Consider the following 25,386-nt stretch of genomic DNA (forward strand, 5'->3'; position numbering starts at 1 on the left):
CATGCTCATTGATTCTTGCCTAAGACATCCGACGGGTCGTGTTGAAAGCTTTGAAGAAGTCGCGGTCTTCGGCGACCGCTCGAAGCCGGTCGTGACGATGTTCAGTGGCGGCTTGGACAGTACTTACCTGATTTTCAGGCTACACCAACTCGGCTTTCGGAATATCGAAGCCGTCGCGGTTGACGTGGGCGGGTCCATCGACCATCCGGTTCTGGAGCAGACGGCCGCAAAGTTCGGGGCGCGCTTTACTTGCCTTGATCGTCGGGAGGCCTTCATCGAACATGGCGTCAACCCGGCCATTCGCGCCCATGCCAGATACCTTGGCACTTATCCGCTGAGCAGTTCGTTGAGCAGACCGGTGCTCGCCAAAGCCGTAGCGGACCATGCGACGACCATTGGTTCGGAACTGCTCCTTCATACGGCAAATCTGTCACAGAATAGCCTGGCCCGCCTTAACAACAGTATTGAGCAGCACGGCTTTTCGGGCCTTTTCGGCACCCCCTACGTCCGGTCGGCTATCTCAAGACAGCAAAAAGCAACGGCCCTCGCCGAAACAGGGCTCACTTTCATGATGGATCGCAAGCTGAGTGTGGACGAAAATCTTTGGTGCCGCGAATTCGAGTCAGGGCCGCTGGATGATCCCGAAGACTTTGTTATGCCTGACGAAGCGTTCTGCTGGACCCACACGGCAGGCGATCTCCCGGCAGAGGAGATCTCGCTCCGTTTCAGCAATGGCAATCTCGTTTCCGTGAACGGGCGCGATCTTGCGCTGATGGAGGCGATTGCCCTGCTGAACAAGGACTTCGGCAAGTTTGGTCATGGCCGTTTTGTCGGCCTTGAACATATTTCCACCGATGACAAGGTCTTGGAGATTCGCGAAGCGCCGGCAGCCGCTATTATCATGGATGCCCTCAGGCACTTGGAGATGGCTTCCCTCCCAACCCGAGCCATTATGCTGAAACAGGGGCTAGAACAGACCTGGGTGCAGGAGGCTGTGTCCGGAAATTGGGGCAGCACCAGCCACACCATGTGCGATAGCGCGATCGCTGCTGCGCTCGAAGGCGTCGGCGGCACGTTGATCTATGTGATCGATAGCAAACGGTTCCTGCCCCGCTCCATCATTGCGCACAGGCCACGCTATGTCAGGGACCGCGACCTTTGGGAGTCCCGGGCCGCGAACCAGCATTCCTTCAAGCCGTAACGAGAGAGCCATGCCGGACGAATTAAGCAAACGCACAAACGAAAAGTACATGCACGAATGCGTGGAAAGTCTTGGCGCCTGCGGCTGGTGGTTTTCACCATGCGAGTGGACGCAAGATGCATTTGATATTGCTGACTGTTCATCATGGGTCGGCTTCGCGGATCATTGGAATCACTTGCTTTTGGATGAATACATGCGCGACGGCGGGACCTATCGGTTTCGCCGGTACAGTGCCTTCGAATTCGATACGGAGGCTGGCTCGTTTCGTCTGCTACCCAACGCGCCATACGAGCAGTCCAAGAGCATCAACAAATTGAACGGCGGCTTCCTGCGATATTTTGAACCCCTGGAGCGGACATTTGTTGAGCATCCGATTCTGGACAAGATCCTGAAAGGCGTCGGCCGCATCGTTTCCAAAACCACCGGCCACAGGCACTGGAACGTCAAGCTTCATCCCTACAGGATTGTTGCACGCGGAAGCGTGTCTGGCCTGCCGGCCCCTGAGGGGCTGCATCAGGACGGCGTCGATTTCATCGTTTCCTATATGATCGGTCGTCTAAACGTCGTCGGAGGCGTTAATACCGTGACGGATACGGGCAAGCAGCCGATCGGAACCGTGGAAATGATGCGGCCGAATGACTTCTTGGTCTGCGATGATAGGAAAACTTACCACGACGTCTCTCCCATCGTTGCCGAGAAACGAAAAAAGCCGTTTGCGTACCGCGATGTGCTGGTCCTCGCGTTCGAGAAGATCTGAGCAGCCCCGATCAGTGTTGGATGGCATCCGATGTTCCAGCTCGACTATGGCTGTACTCGCCCTTGACCACTTGGCTCAGAATGGGTTTTGAAATCGGCTTGCTGTGGGTTTATCCGACGCTGGGTCATGCTTTGGAGACAAAGCAGTGCGGTGGTCGGATGTTGAACATTGGATGCGGTTGGCTGGTCCGTTCAATTGCGGCTGGCGGACCTTCCGACCATTTCCATCTGGCAGACGGTCTATGGCTGGTTTCGGAAGTTAGCGCGGTGGTTCTTGTTCCAAACCAGAACGTGGCGCTAATGCCGGATCTTGAGCGAACCGCACGCGACGCGAGCCCCTCGACGGCGGTAATCGACAGCCAGTTGGGTCAAGGCTCCGCCATCGGAACAAGGGCTAGGACCAAAAACGTCACATTCCAGTCGCTACGAAGGGCCACCTATTGATCGTCAACTTCTCCGATATCTCCAATGCCGGCGCAAGCACGCTGGGTGTAAGGTTATGGAAGGCCAGCCCCTCTGGACAAAGGATCGAGATCAACCGTCGATCCGACAAGAACGGCTCGTATGGCATCCAAATCGCATGAGCGCTTGAATTTCAAAACGGATTCTCAGGACAGTCGCCCGATTGCGGAATAAGCAAGCTGCGTGCAAATAGGGATTTCTTAACTCTAGCACCGCTTAACGTCCCTCCTCATAATGTTTACAGAATGGGATATGGCCAAGCGACCAACGATTGCGGATCTTGCCCGCGAAGCTGGAGTCAGCGTGGCAACCGTTGACAGGCTTTTGAACGCTCGCCTTCCGGTGCGGGACCAGACTGCGATGCGGGTCTACAAGGCGGCCGAGACCATTGGCTATCACCGGGTCGGCCTTGTCGAGCGGCGCCCGCAGCCCAACCCGCCGCGATATCGGCTCGGCTTTATCCTCAGAAAACCGGCTCAGCATTTCTAGCAGGAATTCGCGCGCGAGGTCGAGGCTGCAGTAAACGCGGCACAAGCGTTTCATGGTACCTCCCGCATTGAGTTCGCGCCCTCGGATGTGCCGGGCGATCTCATCGCACTTCTCCAAGAGCTTGGCGGCCGCTGCAACGCCATTGCTATGGTGGCGCCGGACCATCCAACGATAACGGCAGCCGTCGAAGAACTCAGGGCGAAAGGCATCCCGGTTTTTTCGCTGCTTTCCGATTTCGCCGCCGGCGTACGCGAGGGCTATGTTGGGCTCAACAACCGTAAAGTCGGGCGGACAGCAGCCTGGATGTTTTCCAAAGTCGCAAAACGTCCGGGCAAGGTCGCGGTCCTTGCCGTCAACGAGCGCTACCAGAGTCACGAGCTTCGGGAAATCGGCTTTCGCTCCTATATTCGTGAGAACGCGCCGACGTTCGACCTGTTTGACGTATTTATGGACATCGAGACACGACGGATGACCTACGAAGCAACACGGGATGTGATGCGGGAACCTGAGCTCGTCGGCTTTTATGTGGCCGGCGGTGACATGGATGGCGCAATCTCGGCGCTCAGGAAAGAGGGCGAACTCAGGGAGATCGTAGCCATCGTCAACGAAATCACGCCGCAGTCACGGGCCGCGCTCGCAGATGGCACCATCACGATGGCGGTCGCCACGCCACTGCACCGCCTTTGCCAAGAGCTGACGACGCTGATGGCCAATGCCATCGAAACCGGCTGCGCGACGACGCCGGGACAGACATTCCTGCCATTCGACATCTATCTTCCAGAAAATATATGAAGCGAACTTCTCAAGCCGGTCCAGTATCGGCACAAACCCGGCAGCCAAATGTCAAAAGCACGGTCCTTCCCAGGAGCGAGGCGCGACAGCCAATGCATATGGCTTAAGCGTGCAGGCCTTGCGAGGGCGCTCCAGCGCGGCCGATTGTTACGAAGTCGATGTCGTCGAAACTTTTCTGGCCGCGACAGCTGGATCCAGTGGCGGACGGATCGCCTCTCCAAACGAAGCAAAATCCCAGCGCACCTTCCGGCCCGACATACTACCGTTGCAGCCAAAACAATGCCCGTCAGCCTCCAGCCATTCAAGCAGCCACGGCCGTCATCACAACGAAATTGGCATCGGCCGCCGGTGCCTCCGCGGTTTTTACCCTTGGCAGCACGACGGCCAGCACCCGCTGCAGAGCCTCTATGATCAAGGAGGACGACGCCAGCCCCCGCTTCGCAACGTCCATGTCGGGCCCGATGACGTCGCTGTGATCTATGCGGCTTTCCTCTGGCGCGATTGTCTTGTATGTCGCTTCACGAAACCGCTTTGGCTTTTGGGCGATATTCGTCCGGCGCCCGAACAATCGGCCGATTGCCGTAAGGGAGGATAGCTTGGACCAGCAGGACCCTAAGGAGGAGCCGATCGAGACTGTGTTCCGCAATGGCACGGTTACCGTCGTCGGCATCTTACTTGCATTCTCGCTGGGCTTCGTCACACATTGGGCGGCGAACCCGGTGCCGTGGCGGCTGTATGATCTTTTCGCCGTTGTGCCGATCCTGGGCGGCATCGCGCTTCAGATGCGGGCCCTGTCCATCCTGCTCGAAATCAGCTCGCTACGCCGGCAGGTTTTCGAACGTGCTAACCGCATTTTCATGTTCGGCCTCATCCTCACCGCATGCGGGGTCGGACTGGCAATCCTGCTCGACGTGTTCGAGATGTCCGTAAGAAGCACTCTGCCCGGACGCTAAGAGGTTCAGCCCTTGGCAGGGTCAGACCGCTAATCCAGTGTTGTTAACGCCATTCCGGCGGGAAACCGCTAGGCTCTTTGCCCAGAATGGCTGAAGATACGTTCCGTGAAACAATCTCCCAGCGCCTGATAGAGTGGCCTGGCAGATTGCACCTTTTGGCGCATCAGCCCGGCGCTCGACACTGTCTTCACCGCCTTCACCGCCTTCACCGCCTTCACCGCGTTCGCCGGTGGCGCCGGGTCCCGGCACGACCTCGCCAAGGGCACGGAGCGAGACACCCGTAAATCGAGATTCGGCGAGGCGGGACTGAAGGCACATCAATAGCCGTTGAGCCGCGTGTTAGTTAGACATCGAGCGTGCCTCGCCTCAAAGACATTTCGCGATTTGCGGTAGTCGGTGCGCAAGCTCCTCGACACCCGGCAGGGCTGCGCGCCGACGCGCATGCAGTTGGTCTTGGCGAGCTGCCCGGCTCGATCTCACGTCCGATAAGATGACGGCCGGCTCAACGATACTGTGCAAACGACCAGGCATGAGCTAGGTGCTGTCGTGCGGGATCGTCCTTGCAAGCGGCCAAGGCGCCTGACGCTCGACCGTTCTCCGCCGTTCGGCTTCCACGATGACGCGCATGGCCCGTGCGATCTCGGCCGCTTCATTCCTCTCGATTCCCTTCCGCACGCGGGGCCGAGGTCCTCTCTTGTTGCGAATGAAATATGACGTAACACTACAAATGAAACCCGTTTCTCTTGGACGAATGCACCTGTGAATGGCACATGTGCCAGAGAATACGAGCGGCGGTGCAGTACAATTTATAGCGAAGTCTCCTTTAGTTGTGACGTGACGATGTCGTCGGCATGCTAAACTCATGGTCACAAGGAACATAGAAGGCGATAAGCTTAAAGACAAACCAACTAGAGGCATGAATAAGAATTATCCAAAAAGTTATCAATTTCATACCGCACATAAATTGTGGTCACATACGTTCCAGAAGGGAAACACATGAAGAAAATGATCGACATGGATTGTAGAAAGCTGTTGTCTGTCGCTTGTACGGCGGCTTTCCTGACATTCATTTTCGCCAGTCCAAGCGCCGCTCAGGATTTCAGCGGCGTGACATCATTCCTTGACGCCATCGTGGCATCGATCACCGGCCCGATTGGGGTTGCAATCTCGGCGTTGGCTGTCATCGCGGTCGGCTTCTCATTCATGACCGGTCGGATGGACTGGACCTTCGCGGTGTCGGTTATCGTTGGTATCGCGATCGTCTTTGGTGGCGCCAGCTTCGTCCATGGCCTGGCCGCAAAATGATTTCGATCCGTCGCAGCCACTTTTTCATCCTCTAAAGGCTGCCGGCTGCCTCACGGTTTCAAGGGAGTAGAGGCCATTCAACGTACAACGCTCTTCATAGGCTTGACGCGAGAGGTCGCCTTTGCCGGGTTGCCGCTCACATATCTGGTCGTTCTCATATGTGCCGTGATGCTCGGCTTTCTTATAACCAAATCGTTCGTCTATCTGGCGGTCGTGGGGGGGGCTGGCTACTTCGCGTTGCGTGCTCTAGCCGCCTATGATCCAAAAATCATCGATGTCTTCATCGCAACCGTGCAAAGCACGCGGATGAGTGCGGCACTGCTGAAAGGCGAAGGACTGGTGTACCGTGCTTGAGTCGCCTCCCAATCGGGCGATGCGACCAGGCGCTCACAAAAGCGACCAACTTGCCAGCCAACTTCCATATCTCAGCAGCGTGGACGACGTCACCCTGATGTTGCGGGATGGCGATCTAATGGGCGCCTTTGTCGTCGAAGGCGTCAATGCCGACACAATCGACAGCCGGCAGACAGCGGAGCTGAGTAACGCGTTTTCCCGCTTCATTGCGCAGCAGCGCGGTAACGTTGGGTACTATGTTCACCGCATATCCGTTGCAACTCAGCCCAGCATGCGGGCGGTCAAAGGAGATGCGTTCAACGAAGAGATTGACCGGCGCTGGCAATACTATCTTGAGAACATCGGCCTGCGCGATCGCATCACGATGGTCACCATGGTGATACGGCCACCGAAAAAACTGACCAAATTCATCAATTTGTTTGGGAAAAAGGATACCTATAGCCGTGACGAGGTCGCCGCGCGCGCGATCCGCCTCGATCAGATGATCAGAACCTCCATGATCAGTCTAAGCGAGGCAAAGCCTCGTCGTCTCACCGTCCTGGATGGCCAATGGCTCGGCATGTTGCGCACGCTGATCGATGGATCAAGTGGGCGTCTTGTTGCGGGCAGGAAATTTGTCCCGGTCGCGGACCTCCTGGCGACCTCGATGGTCACGTTCCGCGGCAGAGTCTTTGAATGCGATCATCCCAACCCCAGCCTCAAACGCTACGGGACCCTCATATCCGTAAAGGACTATCCGACCGAGACCTTTCCCGGAATTCTCGACAGGCTCAATCTACCCTACGATTCCGTGGTCTCACAGAGCTTTACACCGATCGATAACATCACCGCCCAAGGCAAGATCGCGCGTGTGCGCAAGCAGATGAAGGCGGCAGAGGATGCGGCCGTCTCCTTGATGGCACAACTCGAATTGGCCGAGGACGACGTTGCATCCGGTCGCGTCGTCTTTGGCGACCATCATTGCAGCATCGCTGTCTTCTGCGAAACTCAAGAGGAGCTTGAGGAGGCCATGGCGTATGTCACGCGCGCCATGCAGGAGGCTGGTGCTGCAATCGTTCGCGAGAGTTTCTCCGCCCGGGCCGTCTATTTCGCCCAGCATCCTGGCAACTTCACCTACCGCACACGAGCGGCAATGATCTCCTCTCAGAACTTCGCAGAACTTTGCGCCATGCACGGCTTGCCGAAAGGCAACCCGCCGGAGCGATGTCCTTGGGGCGAATGCGTGACAATCTTCCCGACAGCATCCGGCGAGACGTTCCGTTTCAACTTCCATTTACCAGGCACGCCAGGTCAGCGTACGGTAGCTCATACGCTCGTGCTCGGCCAAACCGGGTCCGGCAAGACCCTCGGCGTCGCGTTTTTGCTGAGCCAAGCCCAACGGCTTGGCGCCCGCACTATTATCTTCGACAAGGACAACGGTTTTGAGATGGCGGTCCGCGCCATGGGGGGAGCGTATTCCTCCGTACGTATGGGGCAGGAAACGGGCTTCAACCCAATGCGGGCGGAGGCGGACAACCGCGGCGCAGCCTGGCTGTCGGATTGGCTGATGGCATTGGCCAGCAACGAGGGCGGACGGCTAAATCCGGTGCAGGTTCAGGCCCTCACCGATGCCGTTCAGGCCAACGCGACGGCTGACCCCCGCCTCCAGAATTTCGAACAGTTCCGCACTCAGCTGCGTGCGACGGACGATCAGGGCGACCTCCACAACCGACTTGGCCGGTGGGACGAAACTGGCCAGTTCGGCTGGCTCTTCAGCGGCAAAGAGGTCGATCCGCTCGCTTTCGACAGTCGGATCACCGCGTTTGACCTCACAGAAATTTTCGACAACAACGCTATCCGCACAGCGTGGCTGAGCTATGTCTTCCGGCGCGTGGAACGGCTCGTAGAAGACGAGGTTCCGACCCTACTCGTCCTCGATGAAGCTTGGAAACTGCTGGACGACGCGTATTTCGAACTGCGCCTCAAGGACTGGATGCTAACGATGCGCAAGAGAAACGTTGCGGTCGTTCTCCTGACCCAGCGTGTGTCGCACATCATCAACAGCGCCGCCGGCGACGCCATATTGGAGAGCGCCGTCACGCGTCTCATCTACCCCAGCTCCTACAATACCGAAGCCGAACTCGCGCCGCTCAACCTGTCACCGACGGAGAGCGCGTTCCTTCAGACAAGTAACGTCGATAACCATCTCGTGCTGTTGAAGTCGGGCGGCGACAGCGTCGTTCTTGATTTCGCGCTCGGGCCGATTGGTAAGGGGATCGACGTTCTCGGGGGCGGACGCGGGCAAAACGCGCCTGCAGAATGGCGCAATACGCCTAATTTTCAAATGGAGATGCTGAAATGACGAGGTCCCTGATCTTTCTCACATTGGTACTCGTCCCCCTTGCCGCCTGCCAATCCGTCCCTGCGACGCGGGAGAACAACTGTGTCTGCACCTGGGAAATCCTTGACCATCAAGCCGAAGGAGCCATCACATGAAAGTCTTTTTCCAAGCCGTGGTTGGCCTTTGGGTTGGGGCCGGTCTGCTGGTTCACGAGGCTTACGCCCAAGAAACCGGGATCGCGCCTGCACCCCTGCCTCCCATCGCCGCCCTCCCGGCGGCGCCGGACGGCGCGCAGGCAAGCTATGACAAGAACGCTGTCGAACTGCTGACATACGTGGTTGAACTATCTCGGCTGATGGGCGGCGGGACCGCGCAACTGCTTGCGTCGGCGCACGTAGCTGAAAATCTGCTGAGCCGGATCCAGGAGGCGGCTCAAGCGCAGCTTGCTGCCATATCCGGGCCAAAGCCGTTCCCACAGAACAATGGCGAGGCAGACGTCGCGGCGCGCAAAGGAGGGCCAGGTCTGTGGGAAATGGCCACCGCTGCCTTGAACGGAGAGACGGTTGGCTCCGATGGCATTCAGGCAGCCCTAGTCAAAATTCGCAAGCTCTACCACTTGGACGACGCATTTGCGTTGCGCAATGACAAGCTCCTCAGCAACGTCATGGTCGCTCATTCAGCGGCTCAAGGCGCTGTCGCGGCGGCTGCCGCGGAGGACTCCTACCGGCGGGCCAATGACAGCATGGGCAGGATAAATGGCTATGTCACAGCGCTCGGCACCAGTGGCGACTTGAAAACGAGCGTCGACATCAACACACGCGTGATGATTGAAGTCGCGCAGCAACTGAACGAAACGCTTCGCACCCAAGCGGTGATCGCATCCGTGGCAGGAACCTACCTCATGTCGTTAGGCGCCGAGGCCGCCGAGCCGGACACTGTCCGAAATCTTTTCGATAACTTTGACAAGTAGTCACCATGGGCCTGATTTCAACACTTGCCGCAACCATCGACGGTGCCCTCGTCGATTACGTGCAGGCAGTTTTTGAAGGAGTCGCTCATCCGATCAGAAAACTGCTTAACGCTACTGCTCTGATTGCGCTGCTATTCATCGCGGTGAATCATATAATGCAATTTAGGCCTGTAAACTATTCAATATATCTGATGTGGGGGGTGCGATACATACTCATATATTCATTCGCCACGATCTGGGTGAATTTCCATGGCATCTATACAATTCTCGTAGACGTCCCCGGCGAATACACCGCGCTTATGATGCGCGCTGCGGCATCGCCGAGGGCTGTTGGTGGCGGCCCCAATCCTGCGAAGCTGATGAATACGTATTCTGCGATGGACGGGTTCTCTCGAGCGATAATGCAGATCGGCGAAGATCGTATTTCAAACACGTCCGTCTGGGATATCGGTAAGTCAGTACGGAACGTTGCTTTAGGCATCTTAATAATGGTCATTGGTGCGTTTTTTACCGCGGCATCCGCCGTTTGTGTTTTAATATCAAAAGTCGGATTTGCCGTTTCGATCAGCTTGGCGCCTCTCGCCATCACCATGCTAATGATGCCTCAAACCAGGCAACATTTCGAGAGTTGGACGCGCTTTACTATCGGATTTGCTATAATACCGTTACTTGCTACCGCGCTGATGGCAGTTGTAGTGGGCATTAGCGCCCACATGCCTAGAGGAGCCGGCGGTGAATTTGGATTTCCCTTTATCATGATCGCTGTGACAGTTCTCATGTTCATGATCCCCACGATGGCAAGCACCTTAGCCTCTGCATCGGTTGCCGCTGTGGGCGCTGGAGCAGCGGTTGCCGCAGCTTCCAAGGTCAAGGGTGGACTCAAATCACTTTATAAAGGAGGGCGGTGGTTGGAAGATGGCCTGATGACGGCAAACACCGCACGTGCCGCTGGCGCTTCGCACTTCGGCGCAATTCTGTCGGGGACCAACGCGATGCAGCAAAGCGCGTACGTCCGCAAGCAGCGTTGGAATGATCATCTCGCTCGCGGGATCATCGGGGGTTCCTCGCCGAAATCGGACGGCAGGGGAGCCGCTGCCGACGGTCCTGCCGGTGGGGCTTCCCGCTCAAAGGGCAACCGAGGCTTGTCTCCTGAACAGGCCAATCTCTACCGCTGAACCCACGCACACCAGAATAGGAGGGACGCGTGGCTGAGCAAGCAATGCAGCACGCATTCGAAGACGAGCTTTTTTTCAGCCTTCGCGATCAACGCAACAATTGGGCAAGAGTCGCCGTTTGCGCCGTCACCGCCAGCCTTTTGTCGGTGGTAGCTCTGGTCATTGTACTGCCCCTCAAAGAAACCAGGCCTTATGTCGTGATGGTCGATAAGACCACCGGCGAGGCTGAAAAGATCGTCCAGGTTCGGCCTGCCTCGCTCGATCAGCAGGAGGCAGTCCTTCAGGCAGAATTGGTGTCCTACGTTGTTGATCGCGAGACTTACGATCCAGCCGATAACAGCACCCGAATTCCTGATGTCATGGCGCGCTCATCGGATAACGCCGCCGAAACTCTGGCCCAGACCTGGCGCTCGGATTCGGCTCAATATCCGCCGACTGTCTATGGTGATGAGGTTCGAGTGCGCGTTGTGGTCAAATCGATCTCACTGACGCCTTCGGGCCGGCGAAACGCGGCGGACCTCGCTCGTGTACGCATCATCAAGCATCGAGAAGAAAAGGGACGCGACACTGTCGAGCGCAGTTATGTTGTCACCGTCGGTTACCAGTTCAGGCCACAAGTAAATGCCACTTTGGAGTCGGTGTGGAAAAATCCCCTTGGCTTCACCGTTGTTGCCTACCGGATCGACGCGGAAACCGCCAATTAGAAATTCGGCAAACTGTTAGGTAAAAATGCTAAAGATCTTATCATTATCGATAATTGTCGGCGCAATGTTGATAGTGCCGGCCATGGGCGAACAATCGCCGGTGGGATTTGCATCAGACGCGCGAATAAAGCGGTATATATATGATGAGCATAACGTGTATAAGCTCGGATTATATTTGAAGTCAGTCACTGCGATCCAGTTTGACGCCGGAGAGAAAGTGGAATCAATTCTTCTCGGAGACAGCGCATCCTGGCAAGTGATCAAGCTAAAGATGGGCAATGTGGTGAGTTTGAAGCCCATTATCGACCAAGCCCTAACGAATATGACTATCTACACCGACCAGCGAGTCTATACATTCGAGCTACGATCAGTCGGCGAGATAAAGGCGGGCATGAAGGCGGGTGCCGCGCAAGCGTTCCGGATCGTCTTCACCTACCCAGACCAATCCAGGCCGTCGGACAAGAGCCTTGCCCGAGGCGGACCCGTGGATCACAACTACATGGTCTCGGGCCATGCCCGGTTCCGACCGCTCGCGGTGACAGACAATACATTGCAGACAACTTTCGTCCTGCCCAAGGGCGCACCCCGACCTGCAATCTTCAGCGTCGGTCATCAGCGCGAGGAAAAACTGGTCAATTCGCGCACCGACGGCGACCATATCATCGTTGATGGGACCAGCGACTATTGGGTGATGAGGATCGGCGACGAGACTGTCTGCGTCGGCAAGACAAACGCCGTGAAATGGCAAAAGAGCCAGTGAGGAAAGGATTGGGACGTGCCGGACAGGTCGAGCGACATTGACCCTCGACATGATCGCATTGCCGCAGAGACAGTGGCTGATGCCTCTGTCGATGTGGATCGCGAAAAGCGAGTGGAGGAACGGCGAGCTCGCCACATCCGTCAATCCGAGCGTCGAAGTGTCGGCTGGGTTGTGCTCGCCGGCATGTTGCTGGCCGGCATCGCCGTTGCGTTCCTGATTGTCGAGCCAACTCTCGCGCTGAAGGCAGTCGGCTTTAGCGGCGAGGATGAGCAGAAAACTTCGCAGGTTGATCTGGAAGTCGACCGCGCGATCCCTAACGATCAGCGGCTTGATTTTCCCGCTGCCAAGGGTCCTGCAGCAGCTGAGCCAAGGCCCAGTCCCAACGCTGAGACCAACAAGCAGCTCGAAGAACTGCGCAAGGAAATCGTTGCCATTGCCAGGGCCAACAAAGGCTCCGATGTTTCACTTGCTGACGTCCAGGCACTGCTGGAGCAATACAACAAAGACATGACGCAGAAGCTCCAGCAGGAGCGGGAGAAGGGGAAGATTGAAGACGCACGTGTGCGCGCCGAGGCGTTGCATTTGCAAGAGGAGCGCGAACATTCCGGTGAGGTCGCCAAGCTCGACGTCGAGAGGCGTCGTCAACTCGAAGAGGTCGCCACCAGACAACGGGAATCGACAGGCGTTGTCGTGGATGACTCAGGAGCGGGCGTTGCCTCAGCCGAAGGTACGCGAGAAGTGTCTGACGACCTGAGCGCAAACGATCGTTTTCTCGCCTCCGCCGCCGGCTCCGAGGTAAAGACGTCGGTGTCTCGTGCTCTGCCTGCTCCGTCCCATACGGTCGTGCAGGGCACTATAATCTCTGCCGTGCTTGAAACGGCTATCGATACAGAACTGCCCGGGAATATCCGCGCCCAAGTGATCGAACCGGTGTTTTCCTTTGACGGTTCTCGCATTCTGATGCCGGCGGGGACGAGCCTGATCGGCACTTTCAGCGATAGAGTGGATGTTGAGCAAAGACGCGTGCTGATCGCCTGGAACCGGGCAATCACGCCCGATGGCAAATCAATCGCGCTCGGCTCCACAGGGGCGGACCTGCTTGGTCGCGCCGGTACCGAAGGTAATGTGGACAACCGCTATATTAACAAAATAGGTGCATCTGTCCTCATCAGCACCATCACCGCGCTGCCCTCGAGCATTCCCGGCCTGACCAGCGGCAACCGGTCCTCCAGCGGAGGTGGCCCGACCATCAATATTGGCGGTGCCGGATCAGGCAACAGCAATGCTGGTGGCCAGACTGCGTCAAAAATCGCGGGAGCACTCAGCGATCAAAGTGAAACGATCTTGGACAAATATCTCTCCCTCCCTCCTATCATTCGTGTCCCTCAGGGCGAGGAAATCCGAGTCTTCGTCAACCAGGATCTCATCCTCCGATGAATGATCAGCAGCCCAGTCGCGACATCTCATATGTGGAGCAGTACTTGGAGCCACTCCGGGACTATCTGGTCAATGATAATGTCAACGAGTTGGCGATCAACCCTAACGGCTCCATCTTCGTGGAGGAGGCCGGAGCGCTCCACATGCATGAGGTCGGCGTGGCCTTGCCGCCCCGTGCCATCAAGCAGCTTGGAGCCCAGTTGGCTGGAGAGACCCGCAACACCCTTGGGGCGCTCAATCCGATCGTCTCGGGCCGCGCAGTGGTTTGGGGGAATCCGCTGCGCGTGCAGGTCGTTGTCGAACCGGCGGTGACGTTCGGTGTGTCGCTGACCATCCGCAAATATCTGCAGCGCACCTTGGACGGTTCCAAGATAGAGCTATTCGAGGGTGGACAGACCACAGTGGATGCCAACCGCCGTATGCGCCATCGGGCAATTATGGACATGGCCCAGGCCAGCAATTTGCAAGGTGTGTTTCGACAAGCCGTTGACGAGCGATTTAACATTCTGATTTCGGGAGGCACATCCTCTGGCAAGACCACGGTCGCGCGTGCCTTGCTGGCGATGTCAGACCCTGCCGAGCGGATCATTACGATCGAGGATGCACAAGAGCTTAGCCCATCCCACAAAAACCAGGTGGGGCTAATCGCAGACCGTGAGGAGGGTTCGCCTCGCCGCCCATCGAGGCTCTTGGAAAGCTGTTTGCGAATGCGCCCAGATCGCATCATCCTCGGCGAAATACGCGGCATCGAGGCTTATGATTTCCTTGAGGCGATCAACACCGGCCACCCGGGTTCTATATCAACTATCCACGCCGACAGTCCTGAACTTGCCTTCGACAGGCTGGCACTCATGGTGATGCGCTCTGGTGTGCAGATGTCGCATCGCGAAATTGTCAGTTATGCCAGAAAGACGATTGACCTGGTTATTCAAGTCGGCCGCCAGAAGGGCAGGCGGGGCGTACTGGAAATCCACCTGCCCTCGCAATGCCTGGACTAAGCGCGAGAGACCACATGGCAGGTCTGACGGAAACTGCTTGCCGCCGACGTGAGCCTCCATCCATGTCGATCGGATGGTTGAAGCTCGCACTTCACCCCGGCCCGGAAGGCCGATTCTGCGGTTGGGTGGACATCCGATGTTATGGTGGCCGAACCCTTGGCATCTCCTGATTAAATGGGCTGAATGCCTTGGCCGCTCTTCACCGCAGCGTCTCAGAGCCAGTCAAAGCGGCGGCTGCACAATTCGACGACGCCAAAGTCTAGGCTGCAGTTGTAACGCGAAACAGGTTCAGCAACCCACGGCAGGGTGGTAGCCTCGGAGAGTTGCCATAAGGAGCCTGCAATGGACCGCGATACACGTAGAAATAGACCTGAAGGTTCAGCCCGCGACGGTGGCGATGCCGCAGGATTAAGTCATCTGCCAAGGGAATTGGTGAGCGAATTGGCACGGCGTGTCGTCACCGACGACCCGGTTCAAACGGCAAAGAGCCTTACCAATTTTAAGCAAACGAGTCGTTCAGTCCGAGACGAGTTCGATGGAGGCGGTGCAGTTGGCGAGTTTAATACGCGGCTCGGTCGGCTCGGCACTTCAGCTCAGGCTTTGTATACGGCAGCAATGCCGCCTGAGAATGGCATGTCGAATCTTCTCAGGGCACGCTATCTAAGCCGTGCTGTCGCACCAATACTGAAGTTTCAGAATGCGCCCAGGAAATCTGCCGTTGCCGACAGCATTCTAAGTCTGACCCAGCCAGGCGCCCAAGCCTTCGCCCTGTCCAAGATGGGGGATAGGCTAGGTGATTTTAGCCCGGCAGATAGGACGCGACTTCTTGACCGATCGATAGAATTGTTGACCGCTACAGCGGCACAGGGTGCTCAGGGACAATGGAGTGTTCTTGTCAGCACGGTCAGGGCCATTAAAAAGGGACACGACCATTTGAATGAAGAACAAAGAGAGCGACTGAACGGAGCATTTTCACAGGATCCGTACCTGGGTGCGCTGTATAGGTCGATTCAGGTGAGCACCGCCGGGCGTGCGATCCCGCAGCGCAATCCAGATTTGGACGGAAACATCAACGCAATTGAGCATCAGGCCGCTGAGCTGCCAGCAGAGTGGTCGATTGGCCAAGGGAATGCGATTGCGCAGATCGGCGCTTCCATCAACGAAACCTATGATAACGCGCGAGCGGAACTCATGCATTCCGATAGAAGCAGGGACTTGACACGATAAGGTTTCATGAGCGCTGGCGAAGCTCGTTCCTAACCGTTCGCCCAGCGCCAGCAGGGTTTTGAGCAAAGGGTAGGGGTGGTCTCGGGGAATCCTGTCGCTGTTGTGGCAGCCGAAGGTAAATCTTGATCGAACTGTCTTGGAGCAGTTCAGCGGAGCTGCCGGCGCCAAAAGGTGATGTCGCCATGGTTGACGTCTCCAACTCGCAACGCGGCCCACCGCCGGCCGCCCACCCCAACGGCACTACAGTCCGCGGCCCCAATGGCCGCTGGACAGCATTGAAGTCGGTGTCCAAACGGTGACCGGCGGGCAGGCATTTAGGTGCTTCGCGCCGGCTTCCGGCACGGCGGATCGTCCAGACAAATTTCGACTTGCGGCCCATGCGGGAAGCTGTTTTCCCAGCGGGTAGCGTTCGGCGACGGTGCAGCCCACGGACTCCTGGACGCGCGGAGCTGCGGCACTCGGGCCTGGCCTCGAACCTTTGCCTCTCGGATCCACCCCTCGGCTTCCCCCCACAGGCGAGAGACCTGAGAGGGTGCATTCATAGACCTGCGTCGGAGGTGCGCCAGCAAGGCGAACGTCAGCTCTCCCACGTTTGGCTCCCTACCGGGTTTAGGCGTCTCGATCAACGTCGAGCAAGTCGGGCTTGGCCACGCAGGTGAGGCTTCAAACGCGGGTGCCGCGACTGTTCAGCAATCGGCCGGCGACCAGCGCCGGGAGTGCCGCCGGGATCGGTCGTGTGCTCAACAGCCCGGCCGCCTTTGTTTTGCAGCCTTGACCGGAATGTCTGCCTCTGTTGAGGGGCGAACATACGGCCAAAGGCTGGCACATGCAGCGGCCCCTTGAAAGCTCAATTCCCCGGTCTGCAGGATTGCAAACGTAACGCGAAATCAGTTCGGCAGGTCGCTCGTGCCTGATAGCCTGGACCAGTAGAAATGAACGTAAGGACTCTGAGCAATGGATCGCAACACACGTAGAAATAGGCCGGAAAATTCGGCTCGCGATAGCGGCCGCTCCACACGATTCACCGATGTGCCTCGTGAACTAATGGACAACGTGGCCAGAGGTGTAGCCTCCGACGATCCAGTTGAAGCGGCAAACAACCTTACCAACCTCAGGCTGGCGAGTCGTTCAGTACGCTCCGACTTGGAGGGCGGCAGTGCAGGACAATTTCACAGCCGGCTCAATCGGCTCGGCGAATCAGCTCAGCGCGTGTATTCCGCAGCAATGCCGCCCCCTGGCAATGCCTTGATAAGCGACCCATTCAACTCGCGCTATTGCCCTGTCGGGCCAGTCCTGAAGTTTCAAACGGCCGCGATGAAATCTGCCGCAGTCGACAGAATCCTCGGAATGACCGACCGAACGTCACAATCTCTCGCCTTGTCCAATATCGCCGACAACATAGGCGATCTCAGCTCGGCTGACAGAACGCGCATTCTTGACCGAACAGTCGATTTGCTTACACAAGGTCCGAACGCCGCCGAACATAACGTCAACTATGTAACAGCCCTCAAAAAAGGGCAGGATTATTTGAATGAAGGCCAAAGAGAGCGATTAGACGCATTTCCATTGTATGGGATGCTCCACGATGCGCTTGGCGAGCCTGCCGGGCGTGCGGGACAGCCGCAAAATTCCGACTTGGACAGGCGCATCGACGCCATTGAGGCTCGAGCCCAGCAGTTGCCAGGAGAATGGTCGTATTACCAGCAGAATACAGTTGCAGAGACCGGGGAAGACATTCACGACGCTTACAATAGCGCGCGAGCGGAACTCATGGATTCCGACCGAAGCAGGGACTGGACACGATGAAATGGTCTGCGCGGTAAGCTAACCGGCTAGCCGGGTCACGGACCGAGATCGGGTTCGCGCTTGACCTCGGCCCTTAAGCCTTGCGGGCAGCCTTCTTCGGTGTGGACGGAGCAGTTTGCTCGGTCAGAAGGTCAAGCCCATCAGCGGAACGGCGAGGTGGACGTCCCGCATCACTTGCCGGTTTGCGGGTATGATGTGCGGGCGTGACAAAAGGGATCAGGTGAATTCCAGTCCCAGGTCAGCGGCCTCGCTCTCTGCTTTCGCCGCCCATTGGAAGTCACGTTGACTCCGAAAATTGGGCGGCTTCTACGTCCATCGAGTGGCGATAGCGCAGGAAATCGGGCTCGACGCCCTTGGCGGCAACGCTGGAAACAGACGCAGAGGGCCTTGCCCGTCAGGTGATCGGCGGAGCGTCGACGCAGCGTGCGGCGATCTTCACCACAAGACCGATCACGCGGCACTCCAGGAGGTGCACGTCGCCACAGTGTCGGTCGGCACGTTCAAACATGCCACACAGCACATCCCGAGCCACAAATTCGCGATCATGATGATCCTTCACGGGGCCTGGATCCCACGAAATCCTCATTGCAGGCCAAATTTCAAGTGTAACGAAGAATCAGTTCGACAGAGTGTTTCGGAATGCTAGCGTCGAGTCGTAAAAACGGCCTAAGGACATCATGCAATGGACCGCGACACAAGTAGAGATAGACCTGGAAGTTCAAGCCGCACCGGCGGTGACGCCGCACGATTCACTGACATGCCAAGCGAGTTATTGGGCAAAGTGGCGGCAAGTGTAATCTCCGAGGATCCGGTTGAGACGGCAAACCGTCTTACCAATCTTCGGCTGGCGAGCCGCTCAGTCCGGACCGAGTTTGAGAGAACCAGTGCAGGGCAGTTTCACGAGCGGCTCAATCGGCTCGGAGATTCAGCGCACCGCCTTTATGCAGCAGAAATGCCTCCTGAGAATGTCGTGCCGCAGGACGACCTTTTCTTTGCGCGCTATCAAACCCGCGCTGTCAGGCCAATCCTCAAGTTTCAAACTGCCCCAATGAAGACTGCTGTGGTCGACAGAACCCTCGCTATCGATGAACCAAGGCGCCAATCTCTCGCCCTATCCAAGCTAGGGCAAAGCATAGGTGATCTCAGCCAACTGGATAGGACGCGCCTGCTGGATCGATCCCTAGAACTTTTTACGCAGGAGGGCGGCGGTCCAGCGCACTTCGTCATCCGCAACAACACGGCCAAGGCCCTGAAAATGGGCCGCGACTATCTGAATGAAAATCAACGAGAACAGCTAAACACCGCGTTTGCGCAGAATCCCGAACTGGCTTCCTTCTATGCGGCGGTTGAGGTGCAGCCGGCCGGGCATGCGGCGGCGCCGCAAAACCCGGATTTGGACGCGCGCATCAACGCAATTCAGGATCGTGCCCATCAGCTGCCAGGGGACTTCGCTTCGTATCAGCAGCAGGATGCGATGGCGGAGCTCGGGGATTCCATTAGCGAAACCTACAATAGCGCTCGAGCGGAACTCATGCGTTCCAACAGAAGCAGGGACCTGACACGATGAGGTCGTGCCCGCGGCCAAGATGACCGTGTAATCGCTAGCGGACCGAGGTCGTCTTCGCGGTCGACCTCGGTCGCGTCGATACAGCAGGCTCGCAACGAGCCTCCGGCGTGCAGGACATACTTTACCGAGCCAGCGCTGCAACCCGTCAGCGCTGTAGGGAGAGGGTAACAGGATCAGGTCAGATTCTGGCCGCGGTCGCAGCTTCGCGCCAAAAACACGTCTCGGCCAGCGCTCCGGCGATGGCTCACCCAGACTGCTCCTCCGCTTCGAGCCGTCCGCCTCCCACGCTCCCTTTCCCCTCCCGGTCGGTCACTGGCCATCATCTTCAAAGGCGACGAGAATCTGATTGTCGGCGTCGGTCAACTCGACCGTATACGCCATCGCCATGCCCAACCGCCAATGGCGGACCGTTGGGGGCGCAAGCCCGACAGGTCGCATTAACTGGATTTTCATCACTCCCTTGGAAGACCCGGCTTTTGCCGGCATACTCCCGTATATGCGAGGCAAGGACAGTCAACGCCCTTCCATCTTCGACCTCGACGCGCTGCGCGAGGCGTTCATGGAGTCTGTCCGCGAAAACAATGTCTCGCCTGCCGAATGGGGCGAGCACGCCGAACAGTTCATTCAAAGGCTAGCGGGTCACAAACTTGCCGAAGCGGCGGTTAGCCAGATCACTGGAGCGCCGGACGATAGCCAGCCAGCTCGAAATCCATAGGTACGGAATCAGACGCAGAATCTCACTTGATCTAGTGTTTTTGCTGGTCTTATAAAACCGACGTTACCCTTGCTTCTAGGGAGGCACGCAATGGATAACGTGGTTCCGTTCCGCTATGTGGCGGCTCGTGTTGAAGTGGCGGAAGCCGGTGGCGAGTGGTTCGTCCGCGTCACCGAAGACGGCCAAGAACTTACCCGATCATTTGAACTGGAATCGTTTGCGCTGTCCTATGCGGAAGGCCAGCGGCTACGGCTAGGATTGCATACGATCACCCGGATGTAGGAACTAACAAAGCCCCGGCGCTTGGGTCTGCGCCGGGGCTTTCGACATGTACGAGCTACACCAGCATGTCCACCTATGAGCATGTGCTGATATGGTAAAGGATTGGTGAATAGGACGGCAGCCGGGTAGGGTCTGGCCACCTTTCGCGTCGAAAGCAGGTGTCGCTGAGTCAGCATGGCCGAAACGAATATAAGGGTGGTCGCGCGGACCGGTCCGGTGTGCGGTAGCGTGGATCGCCACGACGCCTTGAAGGCCGTTCGCACCAAGCCCTCCAAAAAACACCTTGGCTTCGTCGTGGAACTCGGGCCGGACAGAACGGACATGGAAATCTCCTATGTCCATCTCGAGGACGGCGACTGAACGGTCGGGCTGAAAGATCGGGCAATGTGGAGTAGTCGAGGCAAACTATCCGGAGCTCCTTTTCACTGCGCCGACGTTGAGGACACGTGGCGCCCTAGCAAGTCCTCTGATCCCTCTCAACTCGCTTCAGGGCCGGCCGCCACGCGAGTTCGGGCAAGCGGGGCTTGAGAGCTCAATCGGATGATCAGTCCGCCCCATCAAATCCCCGAATTGAACGGTCAGATTCAGAGTTCATTCTGTTGTGCTCTGAAATGCCAAGTTCCTGAAGTGAAATTATTTGCGCCAGCAGCTCGCGCTGAGCAGGGGTCCCCCGCGGCTGCTTGGCAGTGTCCTGCATCGTGGACGGACCGGCGGCGATAGGCGCCCCCTTCGACTCTGGAATGGCGAGGCTAGAAGTTAGCTGCGCGGCATCGCCCGGCGCAGTCACTGCTGCTGGATACGGTCCTCTGTCGACTGCGGGGAAGGTCGTTATCTCCGCAATGAACGGGATCGGCGCTGGTTCGGGCAATGCACCTGTCTGGCTGGCGAAAATCGACTTCAGGTGACGATCACAATAGTACTTCACTTTATCCAGCTGCAGCGGTGGCTGGCCTTTGATCAGCACGATTTGTTTGTTGTCATCGAGCAAACGCACCTGCTCGGGCCGCAAGAGCGGCGCGCCTTGATCCGACATATGGATATTAGGACTTAGCCATTCCCGAGGGCTGAAAGACTTTGACCTTTGGTGAAAGGTATATTCGCCAATCGCTTTTGAAATGTATTGGGGCGTTTCGTCGTCGGCTGTCGCCATGAACACCTGCACACCGGTGTTCGAGAGGAAATTTTCCTTGCCAGGCTGCTCATAGGCGCCGGTCAGGGCCGAGAGGCTCTGGATGATGAACATGAAGCGGCCTTTGTAACCCGCAATCGTGGTGATTGCGGTTTCAATCGCTTCGAGCCTGCCGAGATGCTTGAATTCATCGAGGAGGAACAGGACCTCAAAAATCTCGTCCTTTCCCGGCAGAGTGCGTTGCAATATCGATACGGTTTGCTGGAAAAACAGCCGCACGAGAGGTGCAATCACCTCCAAATCATTGGGGCTGACGCAGAGATATATTGTCGTGGGGTCCCGGCGCAAGTTGCCAATGGAGAAATCCGATCTCGATGTGGCGTTCTTAATCAGCGGGTCAGCCCAAAGGTTCAGCCCGCCATCGCCCAAAACGGATGTGTATGAGGTGAGGAGTTTGGTGTCGTTGCCGGCCATGTTGTCAAAAATGCGCCTCGCCTCCGGAATTTTGCTTTGTTCCGCGAGTTGCGCAAATAACTTGTATTTCTCGCCCGGCTGCGAAAACAAATCATAGACGGCGCCAATGGTTGGCGTGCCACGCTCGATGCAGGCCAGAACACCGGCGACAAAAAGGTCCCGCGCGCCCTCGATGAACCCTTCCGCGCCCTTACCCTTGGGCGCGATCAGATTAACCGCTAATCGCCGGGTTTCTGAGAAGCGGCGCTCCTGCGGTGTAGCAACGATGTCGAGCACTGGATTGTAGCAATGAGTGCGTCCTTGCCTGTCGAGCGGCGAGAATTTGATGATCCGGTCGCCGCGCTTCAACCTCGCCCTCGACGTCAGTTCGAAGAGTTCGCCCTTGACATCGAGCGCAAGCACCGAGCCATCGAAGGTCAGAAGCGTTGGAATCACAACGCCGACGCCCTTGCCTGCGCGGGTGGGCGCAACCACCAAACTGTGTGGTTGCTCGCCATTGGTGAGATACTGTCCAAACCCGCGCGGCCCGGACGTTTTGCCGAATATGGGACCAGTGATGCGGCGGTAGGGCTTGATGAACCCTTTTTGGCGCATTTCGCCAAATCGCGCCCATCGTGCCGTTCCGAAGTGTTTGGCGCGAACCAAGAATACGGTGAGGGCGACCATGATGATCACCGATGTCATGCCGACAATGATCAAGCAGGTGTAAAACGTCGCACTGGCATAGCCGAGATAGAAGGGTGTTTCATACCAGAACGCCAGGAGATCGAAGTCGCGGAGTCCCCGGACGCTGAGCCCGACCCTTAGGCTAACATACAGGCTGGCGAAGATCAGCCCGAGGGGCAAAGACAGCGCAAGGCCGAACAAGAATGTGGTGAGCTTGAAATTCGTGCGTGCCATTGTCCTGTGCTCTGGCAATGTTCAGCGTTGCTAGCCCCGGACAGGGACCTTGCCAGCTGGTCCTACGGGCCGCAGTTGGTTCGACCTGCTGCAGCCCTCTTTCAGAGTCAAAATATATCGTCTCGCGGATTTCAGCTGACCGCGATTACTCTTGTAACAGCGCAGACCCAGCGCGCCGCCATTCACTTAAAATCTGAACAAGAGAATACATAGCGGTGCGTCATCCGAAGGCGTACAAAATAACGGTTACAAAGGTAACAAGGCGCTGCAGAACACATCGCTATATCTCACCGAAGCTGTTGATATTGTCCGAACGATATTTGCACAGAGCGCTTTCGGCGCGGACGGATTGCGGCATGAAGCTGATCACTTGCTATTCATTTAAAGGTGGGGCGGGCAAAACAACGGCGTTAATGGGTCTGTGCTCCTCGCTTGCCTCCAAGCAAAAGAAGATTGCGTTGTTCGAATCTGACCAAAACCGCCCGCTCACCAGGTGGAAACAAAATGCCCTTCGTAACGACGCTTGGGACCGGCAATGCGAGGTATTCGTGGCCGACGATCTGCCCGTAATGGTGGATGCATATGGACAGGCGGATCTTGGCGGCTTCGACTATGGGTTAGTCGATGCCCAAGGCAGTCCCAGCGACTTGAACAACTCTATAATCGGCAGTTCCGATTGCCTGCTGGTACCCGCTATGCTGTCATCTCTTGACATCGATGAAGCGCTAGCAACGTGCCGCTTCATCATCGAACTGTTAATGGCAGAGGGACTGGAAGCACATACTGCCATTCTACGCCAGCGAGTGCCAATCGGCAGACTGACAGTGTCCCAACGAGCCGCGTACGAGATGTTGGACGTTCTGCCGCTGTGCGACACCCCGATGCATGAGCGGGACGCCTTCGCGGCGATGAAAGAGCGAGGCATGTTGCACATGACGATCGCTAATATGGCCAACGATCCGGCAACGCGACTGATGCTGCATCACAGCCAGAGAGCATTGGATGAACTCGCTATGATCAGTGCATTCATCGAGAAGGTGTTGCAGGACTGACAGGGAAATGCGCAAGCCGATAGCTTCGACAAGGGTCACGGATCGATTTGCCGCGTTTTCGATTGATCAAGGTCCCATAGCCGCCAGCCGACATGCAGATTGTCGCCGGACGATGGCACCAGCCAAACATGGCAGCTGGCCAGCACGCAACACCCGCCGAAGCTTTGCCGCAGAAGGACTTTGAGCTTGCGGCAATGCACCTTGATCGATCGCACTGGAGTCGAGGCCTATGCAGTTGCTGGTGACATCGAGCCAGAGACGTTCATGACTGCGCCCCGTAGCGATCCTGAATAGAATCCATCGGCGTAAGGAACTCCTTCTTGGGCGAGACCTAATACTCACTTGGTTCGGCAATCCACTGCAAGCGCTCAGTGTTGCATTCAATGATTCCGTTATTGCGCCGGATGGCGCCGGCCTCCTCCAGCGCCAATATGGCCCGATTTACTTTCGGCCGGCTTGCGCCCAAAATTCCCGCTATATCGGACTGAGTGAGCTGCAGTTTCAGATCCGCCCTTACCGGCAGCTCATTGCCGTGGATCTGCCTCAGGGTTACGAGGAGAAAACGGGCCGCCCGGGAATTCAAGTGATACAGGGCGATGGTTTCCAACTGCTCGGTGATACCCCGCAATCGTGAGCAGAGATAGCGGATTGTGGCTCTGGCCGCCCCCGGCGAAAGTTTGATGAGGTCCATAAATGGCCTCTTGGCAATGACGAAACCTTCGGAGGCGACCTGCGCCGTGGCATCGGCCGATCGAGGCTGGTCATCTAGCATGGCCATCTCGCCGAACAGATCCCCGGCTTCGAGTTGCCGGAGGACCAATTCACGCCCTTGTGGGGTGATCAGCGACACCTTGATCCGTCCAGAGATCACTCCAACCATGTAATTGCCCTCATCGCCTCGCTGGAAGATCACCGTGTCTGGAAGCCACCTGCGAAAGGTAGAAATTCCGGCGAGTGCCGCGATGGTCTTGTCATCGAACTCCCGAAAAATCGGAAAGGAACGCCAGAAGGCAGCGCTTCTATCGAACTCGGCCATGTAGTTTCCTCGCTGGAAATGATTGGTCCTATGACGCGCGCTTCTGGGTGATCACGTCGATTGAGCATCGTTGGCGTTCCCTCTCCCAGAAAAAGCGACTCTCGCGCCGACGCGTTGTCACGCATCATCGATCTCCTGAGGCGGCGACGGCGAACCGGACGAGACCAGTTAACCTGTGGCTGTGGCTTGGGATGGGTTCGTGGCGCGCTCTTGTCTGTGGCCTGGTTGATGATGGCGCCTCAGCGCATCTCTCATAGGCTCTAACGCCCGCCTCCTGATCGACGCCGGCAAGCGTGGCAACCGGCAATGACCTGCACCACTTCGACGTGCCGCTTCAGTTTATTGTTCGGTCGCCCGAAGGCCGATCCGAGCCGTGGCCTGTGAGCTCGCTCCAGGATCTGGCCCGCTCTGCGAACCGGCCTGCCGCGCTGAGAGCGGGCATCCGCAGGTCTCGCTGCGCCTGCCGCTGCCGTCTGCCGGGGGGCCAGATGCGCCATGGTCGTGGCATTGACGTTCAACGCA

23 protein-coding genes and 1 pseudogene are annotated in these 25,386 nt (G+C 57.4%); 20 read left to right on the forward strand and 4 right to left on the reverse strand.

The features are described from left to right. The first annotated feature begins 1 nt into the window (after nt 1). The 3 genes and pseudogenes from O7A70_RS06275 (at nt 2) to O7A70_RS06290 (ending at nt 3,700) form a co-directional block, all read left to right on the forward strand. A complete protein-coding gene (locus tag O7A70_RS06275) occupies nt 2-1,201 on the forward strand; it encodes an argininosuccinate synthase-related protein (protein ID WP_337139605.1) in 1,200 nt (399 codons plus the stop codon). A gap of 10 nt (nt 1,202-1,211) precedes the next feature. Beyond that, nucleotides 1,212-1,958, forward strand: a complete 747-nt coding sequence (locus O7A70_RS06280; protein WP_337129087.1) for a 2OG-Fe dioxygenase family protein — start codon at nt 1,212-1,214, stop codon at nt 1,956-1,958. Between the two features lie 713 nt (nt 1,959-2,671). Beyond that, nucleotides 2,672-3,700 (forward strand): annotated as a pseudogene (locus tag O7A70_RS06290) (LacI family DNA-binding transcriptional regulator). Between the two features lie 301 nt (nt 3,701-4,001). Here the strand turns inward: O7A70_RS06290 and O7A70_RS06295 are convergent. Further along, nucleotides 4,002-4,268: a hypothetical protein gene (locus O7A70_RS06295; protein WP_337139606.1), complete on the reverse strand. Its 267-nt coding sequence runs from the start codon at nt 4,266-4,268 to the stop codon at nt 4,002-4,004. A 28-nt stretch (nt 4,269-4,296) separates the two neighbouring features. On the opposite strand from O7A70_RS06295, the gene O7A70_RS06300 reads away from it, so the two are divergent. The 12 genes from O7A70_RS06300 to O7A70_RS06355 all read left to right on the forward strand — a co-directional run bounded on the left by O7A70_RS06300 (nt 4,297) and on the right by O7A70_RS06355 (nt 17,709). Next, nucleotides 4,297-4,653: a hypothetical protein gene (locus O7A70_RS06300; protein WP_337129085.1), complete on the forward strand. Its 357-nt coding sequence runs from the start codon at nt 4,297-4,299 to the stop codon at nt 4,651-4,653. Between the two features lie 996 nt (nt 4,654-5,649). After that, nucleotides 5,650-5,958 (forward strand): TrbC/VirB2 family protein, encoded by a 309-nt coding sequence (locus O7A70_RS06305; protein WP_337139607.1) that lies wholly within the window; start codon nt 5,650-5,652, stop codon nt 5,956-5,958. 75 nt (nt 5,959-6,033) lie between these two features. Continuing rightward, the gene (locus O7A70_RS06310) at nt 6,034-6,312 is read left to right on the forward strand and encodes a VirB3 family type IV secretion system protein (protein WP_337139693.1); all 279 of its coding nucleotides are present in this window, start codon (nt 6,034-6,036) and stop codon (nt 6,310-6,312) included. 79 nt (nt 6,313-6,391) lie between these two features. After that, entirely contained in the window at nt 6,392-8,653 is a 2,262-nt protein-coding gene (locus O7A70_RS06315) for a TraG/VirB4 family ATPase (protein ID WP_337139608.1), read from the forward strand. A gap of 130 nt (nt 8,654-8,783) precedes the next feature. Then, nucleotides 8,784-9,602, forward strand: coding sequence for a type IV secretion system protein (locus tag O7A70_RS06320; RefSeq protein WP_337139609.1), 819 nt, complete (start codon nt 8,784-8,786; stop codon nt 9,600-9,602). A gap of 5 nt (nt 9,603-9,607) precedes the next feature. Beyond that, entirely contained in the window at nt 9,608-10,777 is a 1,170-nt protein-coding gene (locus O7A70_RS06325) for a type IV secretion system protein (protein ID WP_337139610.1), read from the forward strand. 29 nt (nt 10,778-10,806) lie between these two features. Next, on the forward strand, nt 10,807-11,481 hold the full coding sequence (locus tag O7A70_RS06330; RefSeq protein ID WP_337129079.1) for a virB8 family protein: 675 nt from the start codon (nt 10,807-10,809) through the stop codon (nt 11,479-11,481). Nucleotides 11,482-11,563: 82 nt separating this feature from the next. Further along, a complete protein-coding gene (locus tag O7A70_RS06335) occupies nt 11,564-12,241 on the forward strand; it encodes a TrbG/VirB9 family P-type conjugative transfer protein (RefSeq protein WP_337139611.1) in 678 nt (225 codons plus the stop codon). 15 nt (nt 12,242-12,256) lie between these two features. After that, complete coding sequence (locus tag O7A70_RS06340; protein WP_337139612.1) at nt 12,257-13,678, forward strand: TrbI/VirB10 family protein; 1,422 nt, start codon at nt 12,257-12,259, stop codon at nt 13,676-13,678. Continuing rightward, nucleotides 13,675-14,676, forward strand: coding sequence for a P-type DNA transfer ATPase VirB11 (gene virB11, locus O7A70_RS06345; protein WP_337139613.1), 1,002 nt, complete (start codon nt 13,675-13,677; stop codon nt 14,674-14,676). The genes O7A70_RS06340 and virB11 overlap by 4 nt, the downstream gene beginning before the upstream one ends. Nucleotides 14,677-15,018: 342 nt before the next feature. Continuing rightward, the gene (locus O7A70_RS06350) at nt 15,019-15,903 is read left to right on the forward strand and encodes a hypothetical protein (RefSeq protein WP_337132393.1); all 885 of its coding nucleotides are present in this window, start codon (nt 15,019-15,021) and stop codon (nt 15,901-15,903) included. 954 nt (nt 15,904-16,857) lie between these two features. Beyond that, entirely contained in the window at nt 16,858-17,709 is an 852-nt protein-coding gene (locus O7A70_RS06355) for a hypothetical protein (RefSeq protein ID WP_337139614.1), read from the forward strand. Between the two features lie 394 nt (nt 17,710-18,103). On the opposite strand, the gene O7A70_RS06360 is transcribed toward O7A70_RS06355, so the two are convergent. Then, entirely contained in the window at nt 18,104-18,268 is a 165-nt protein-coding gene (locus tag O7A70_RS06360) for a hypothetical protein (RefSeq protein ID WP_337139615.1), read from the reverse strand. Nucleotides 18,269-18,391: 123 nt separating this feature from the next. Between O7A70_RS06360 and O7A70_RS06365 the strand changes: the two genes are divergently transcribed. The 4 genes from O7A70_RS06365 (at nt 18,392) to O7A70_RS06380 (ending at nt 20,633) form a co-directional block, all read left to right on the forward strand. Continuing rightward, nucleotides 18,392-19,276 carry a hypothetical protein gene (locus O7A70_RS06365; protein ID WP_337139616.1) on the forward strand — a complete coding sequence of 295 codons (885 nt, stop codon included), beginning with the start codon at nt 18,392-18,394 and terminating at the stop codon, nt 19,274-19,276. A 346-nt stretch (nt 19,277-19,622) separates the two neighbouring features. Continuing rightward, nucleotides 19,623-19,991 (forward strand): hypothetical protein, encoded by a 369-nt coding sequence (locus tag O7A70_RS06370; protein ID WP_337139617.1) that lies wholly within the window; start codon nt 19,623-19,625, stop codon nt 19,989-19,991. 90 nt (nt 19,992-20,081) lie between these two features. After that, the gene (locus O7A70_RS06375; RefSeq protein WP_337132397.1) at nt 20,082-20,273 is read left to right on the forward strand and encodes a hypothetical protein; all 192 of its coding nucleotides are present in this window, start codon (nt 20,082-20,084) and stop codon (nt 20,271-20,273) included. Nucleotides 20,274-20,447: 174 nt separating this feature from the next. Then, on the forward strand, nt 20,448-20,633 hold the full coding sequence (locus tag O7A70_RS06380) for a hypothetical protein (protein ID WP_337139618.1): 186 nt from the start codon (nt 20,448-20,450) through the stop codon (nt 20,631-20,633). Nucleotides 20,634-20,817: 184 nt separating this feature from the next. Here O7A70_RS06380 and virD4 read toward each other — a convergent pair whose 3' ends face one another. Further along, nucleotides 20,818-22,776 carry a type IV secretion system ATPase VirD4 gene (virD4, locus tag O7A70_RS06385; protein WP_337139619.1) on the reverse strand — a complete coding sequence of 653 codons (1,959 nt, stop codon included), beginning with the start codon at nt 22,774-22,776 and terminating at the stop codon, nt 20,818-20,820. Between the two features lie 356 nt (nt 22,777-23,132). Between virD4 and O7A70_RS06390 the strand changes: the two genes are divergently transcribed. Next, on the forward strand, nt 23,133-23,828 hold the full coding sequence (locus O7A70_RS06390; protein ID WP_337139620.1) for a conjugal transfer ATPase VirC1: 696 nt from the start codon (nt 23,133-23,135) through the stop codon (nt 23,826-23,828). A gap of 331 nt (nt 23,829-24,159) precedes the next feature. On the opposite strand, the gene O7A70_RS06395 is transcribed toward O7A70_RS06390, so the two are convergent. Next, nucleotides 24,160-24,864: a Crp/Fnr family transcriptional regulator gene (locus O7A70_RS06395; RefSeq protein ID WP_337132400.1), complete on the reverse strand. Its 705-nt coding sequence runs from the start codon at nt 24,862-24,864 to the stop codon at nt 24,160-24,162. Nucleotides 24,865-25,386 lie beyond the last annotated feature (522 nt).

Source organism: Mesorhizobium sp. Cs1299R1N1, assembly GCF_037179655.1.
In the GTDB taxonomy this organism is placed as follows: domain Bacteria; phylum Pseudomonadota; class Alphaproteobacteria; order Rhizobiales; family Rhizobiaceae; genus Mesorhizobium; species Mesorhizobium salmacidum.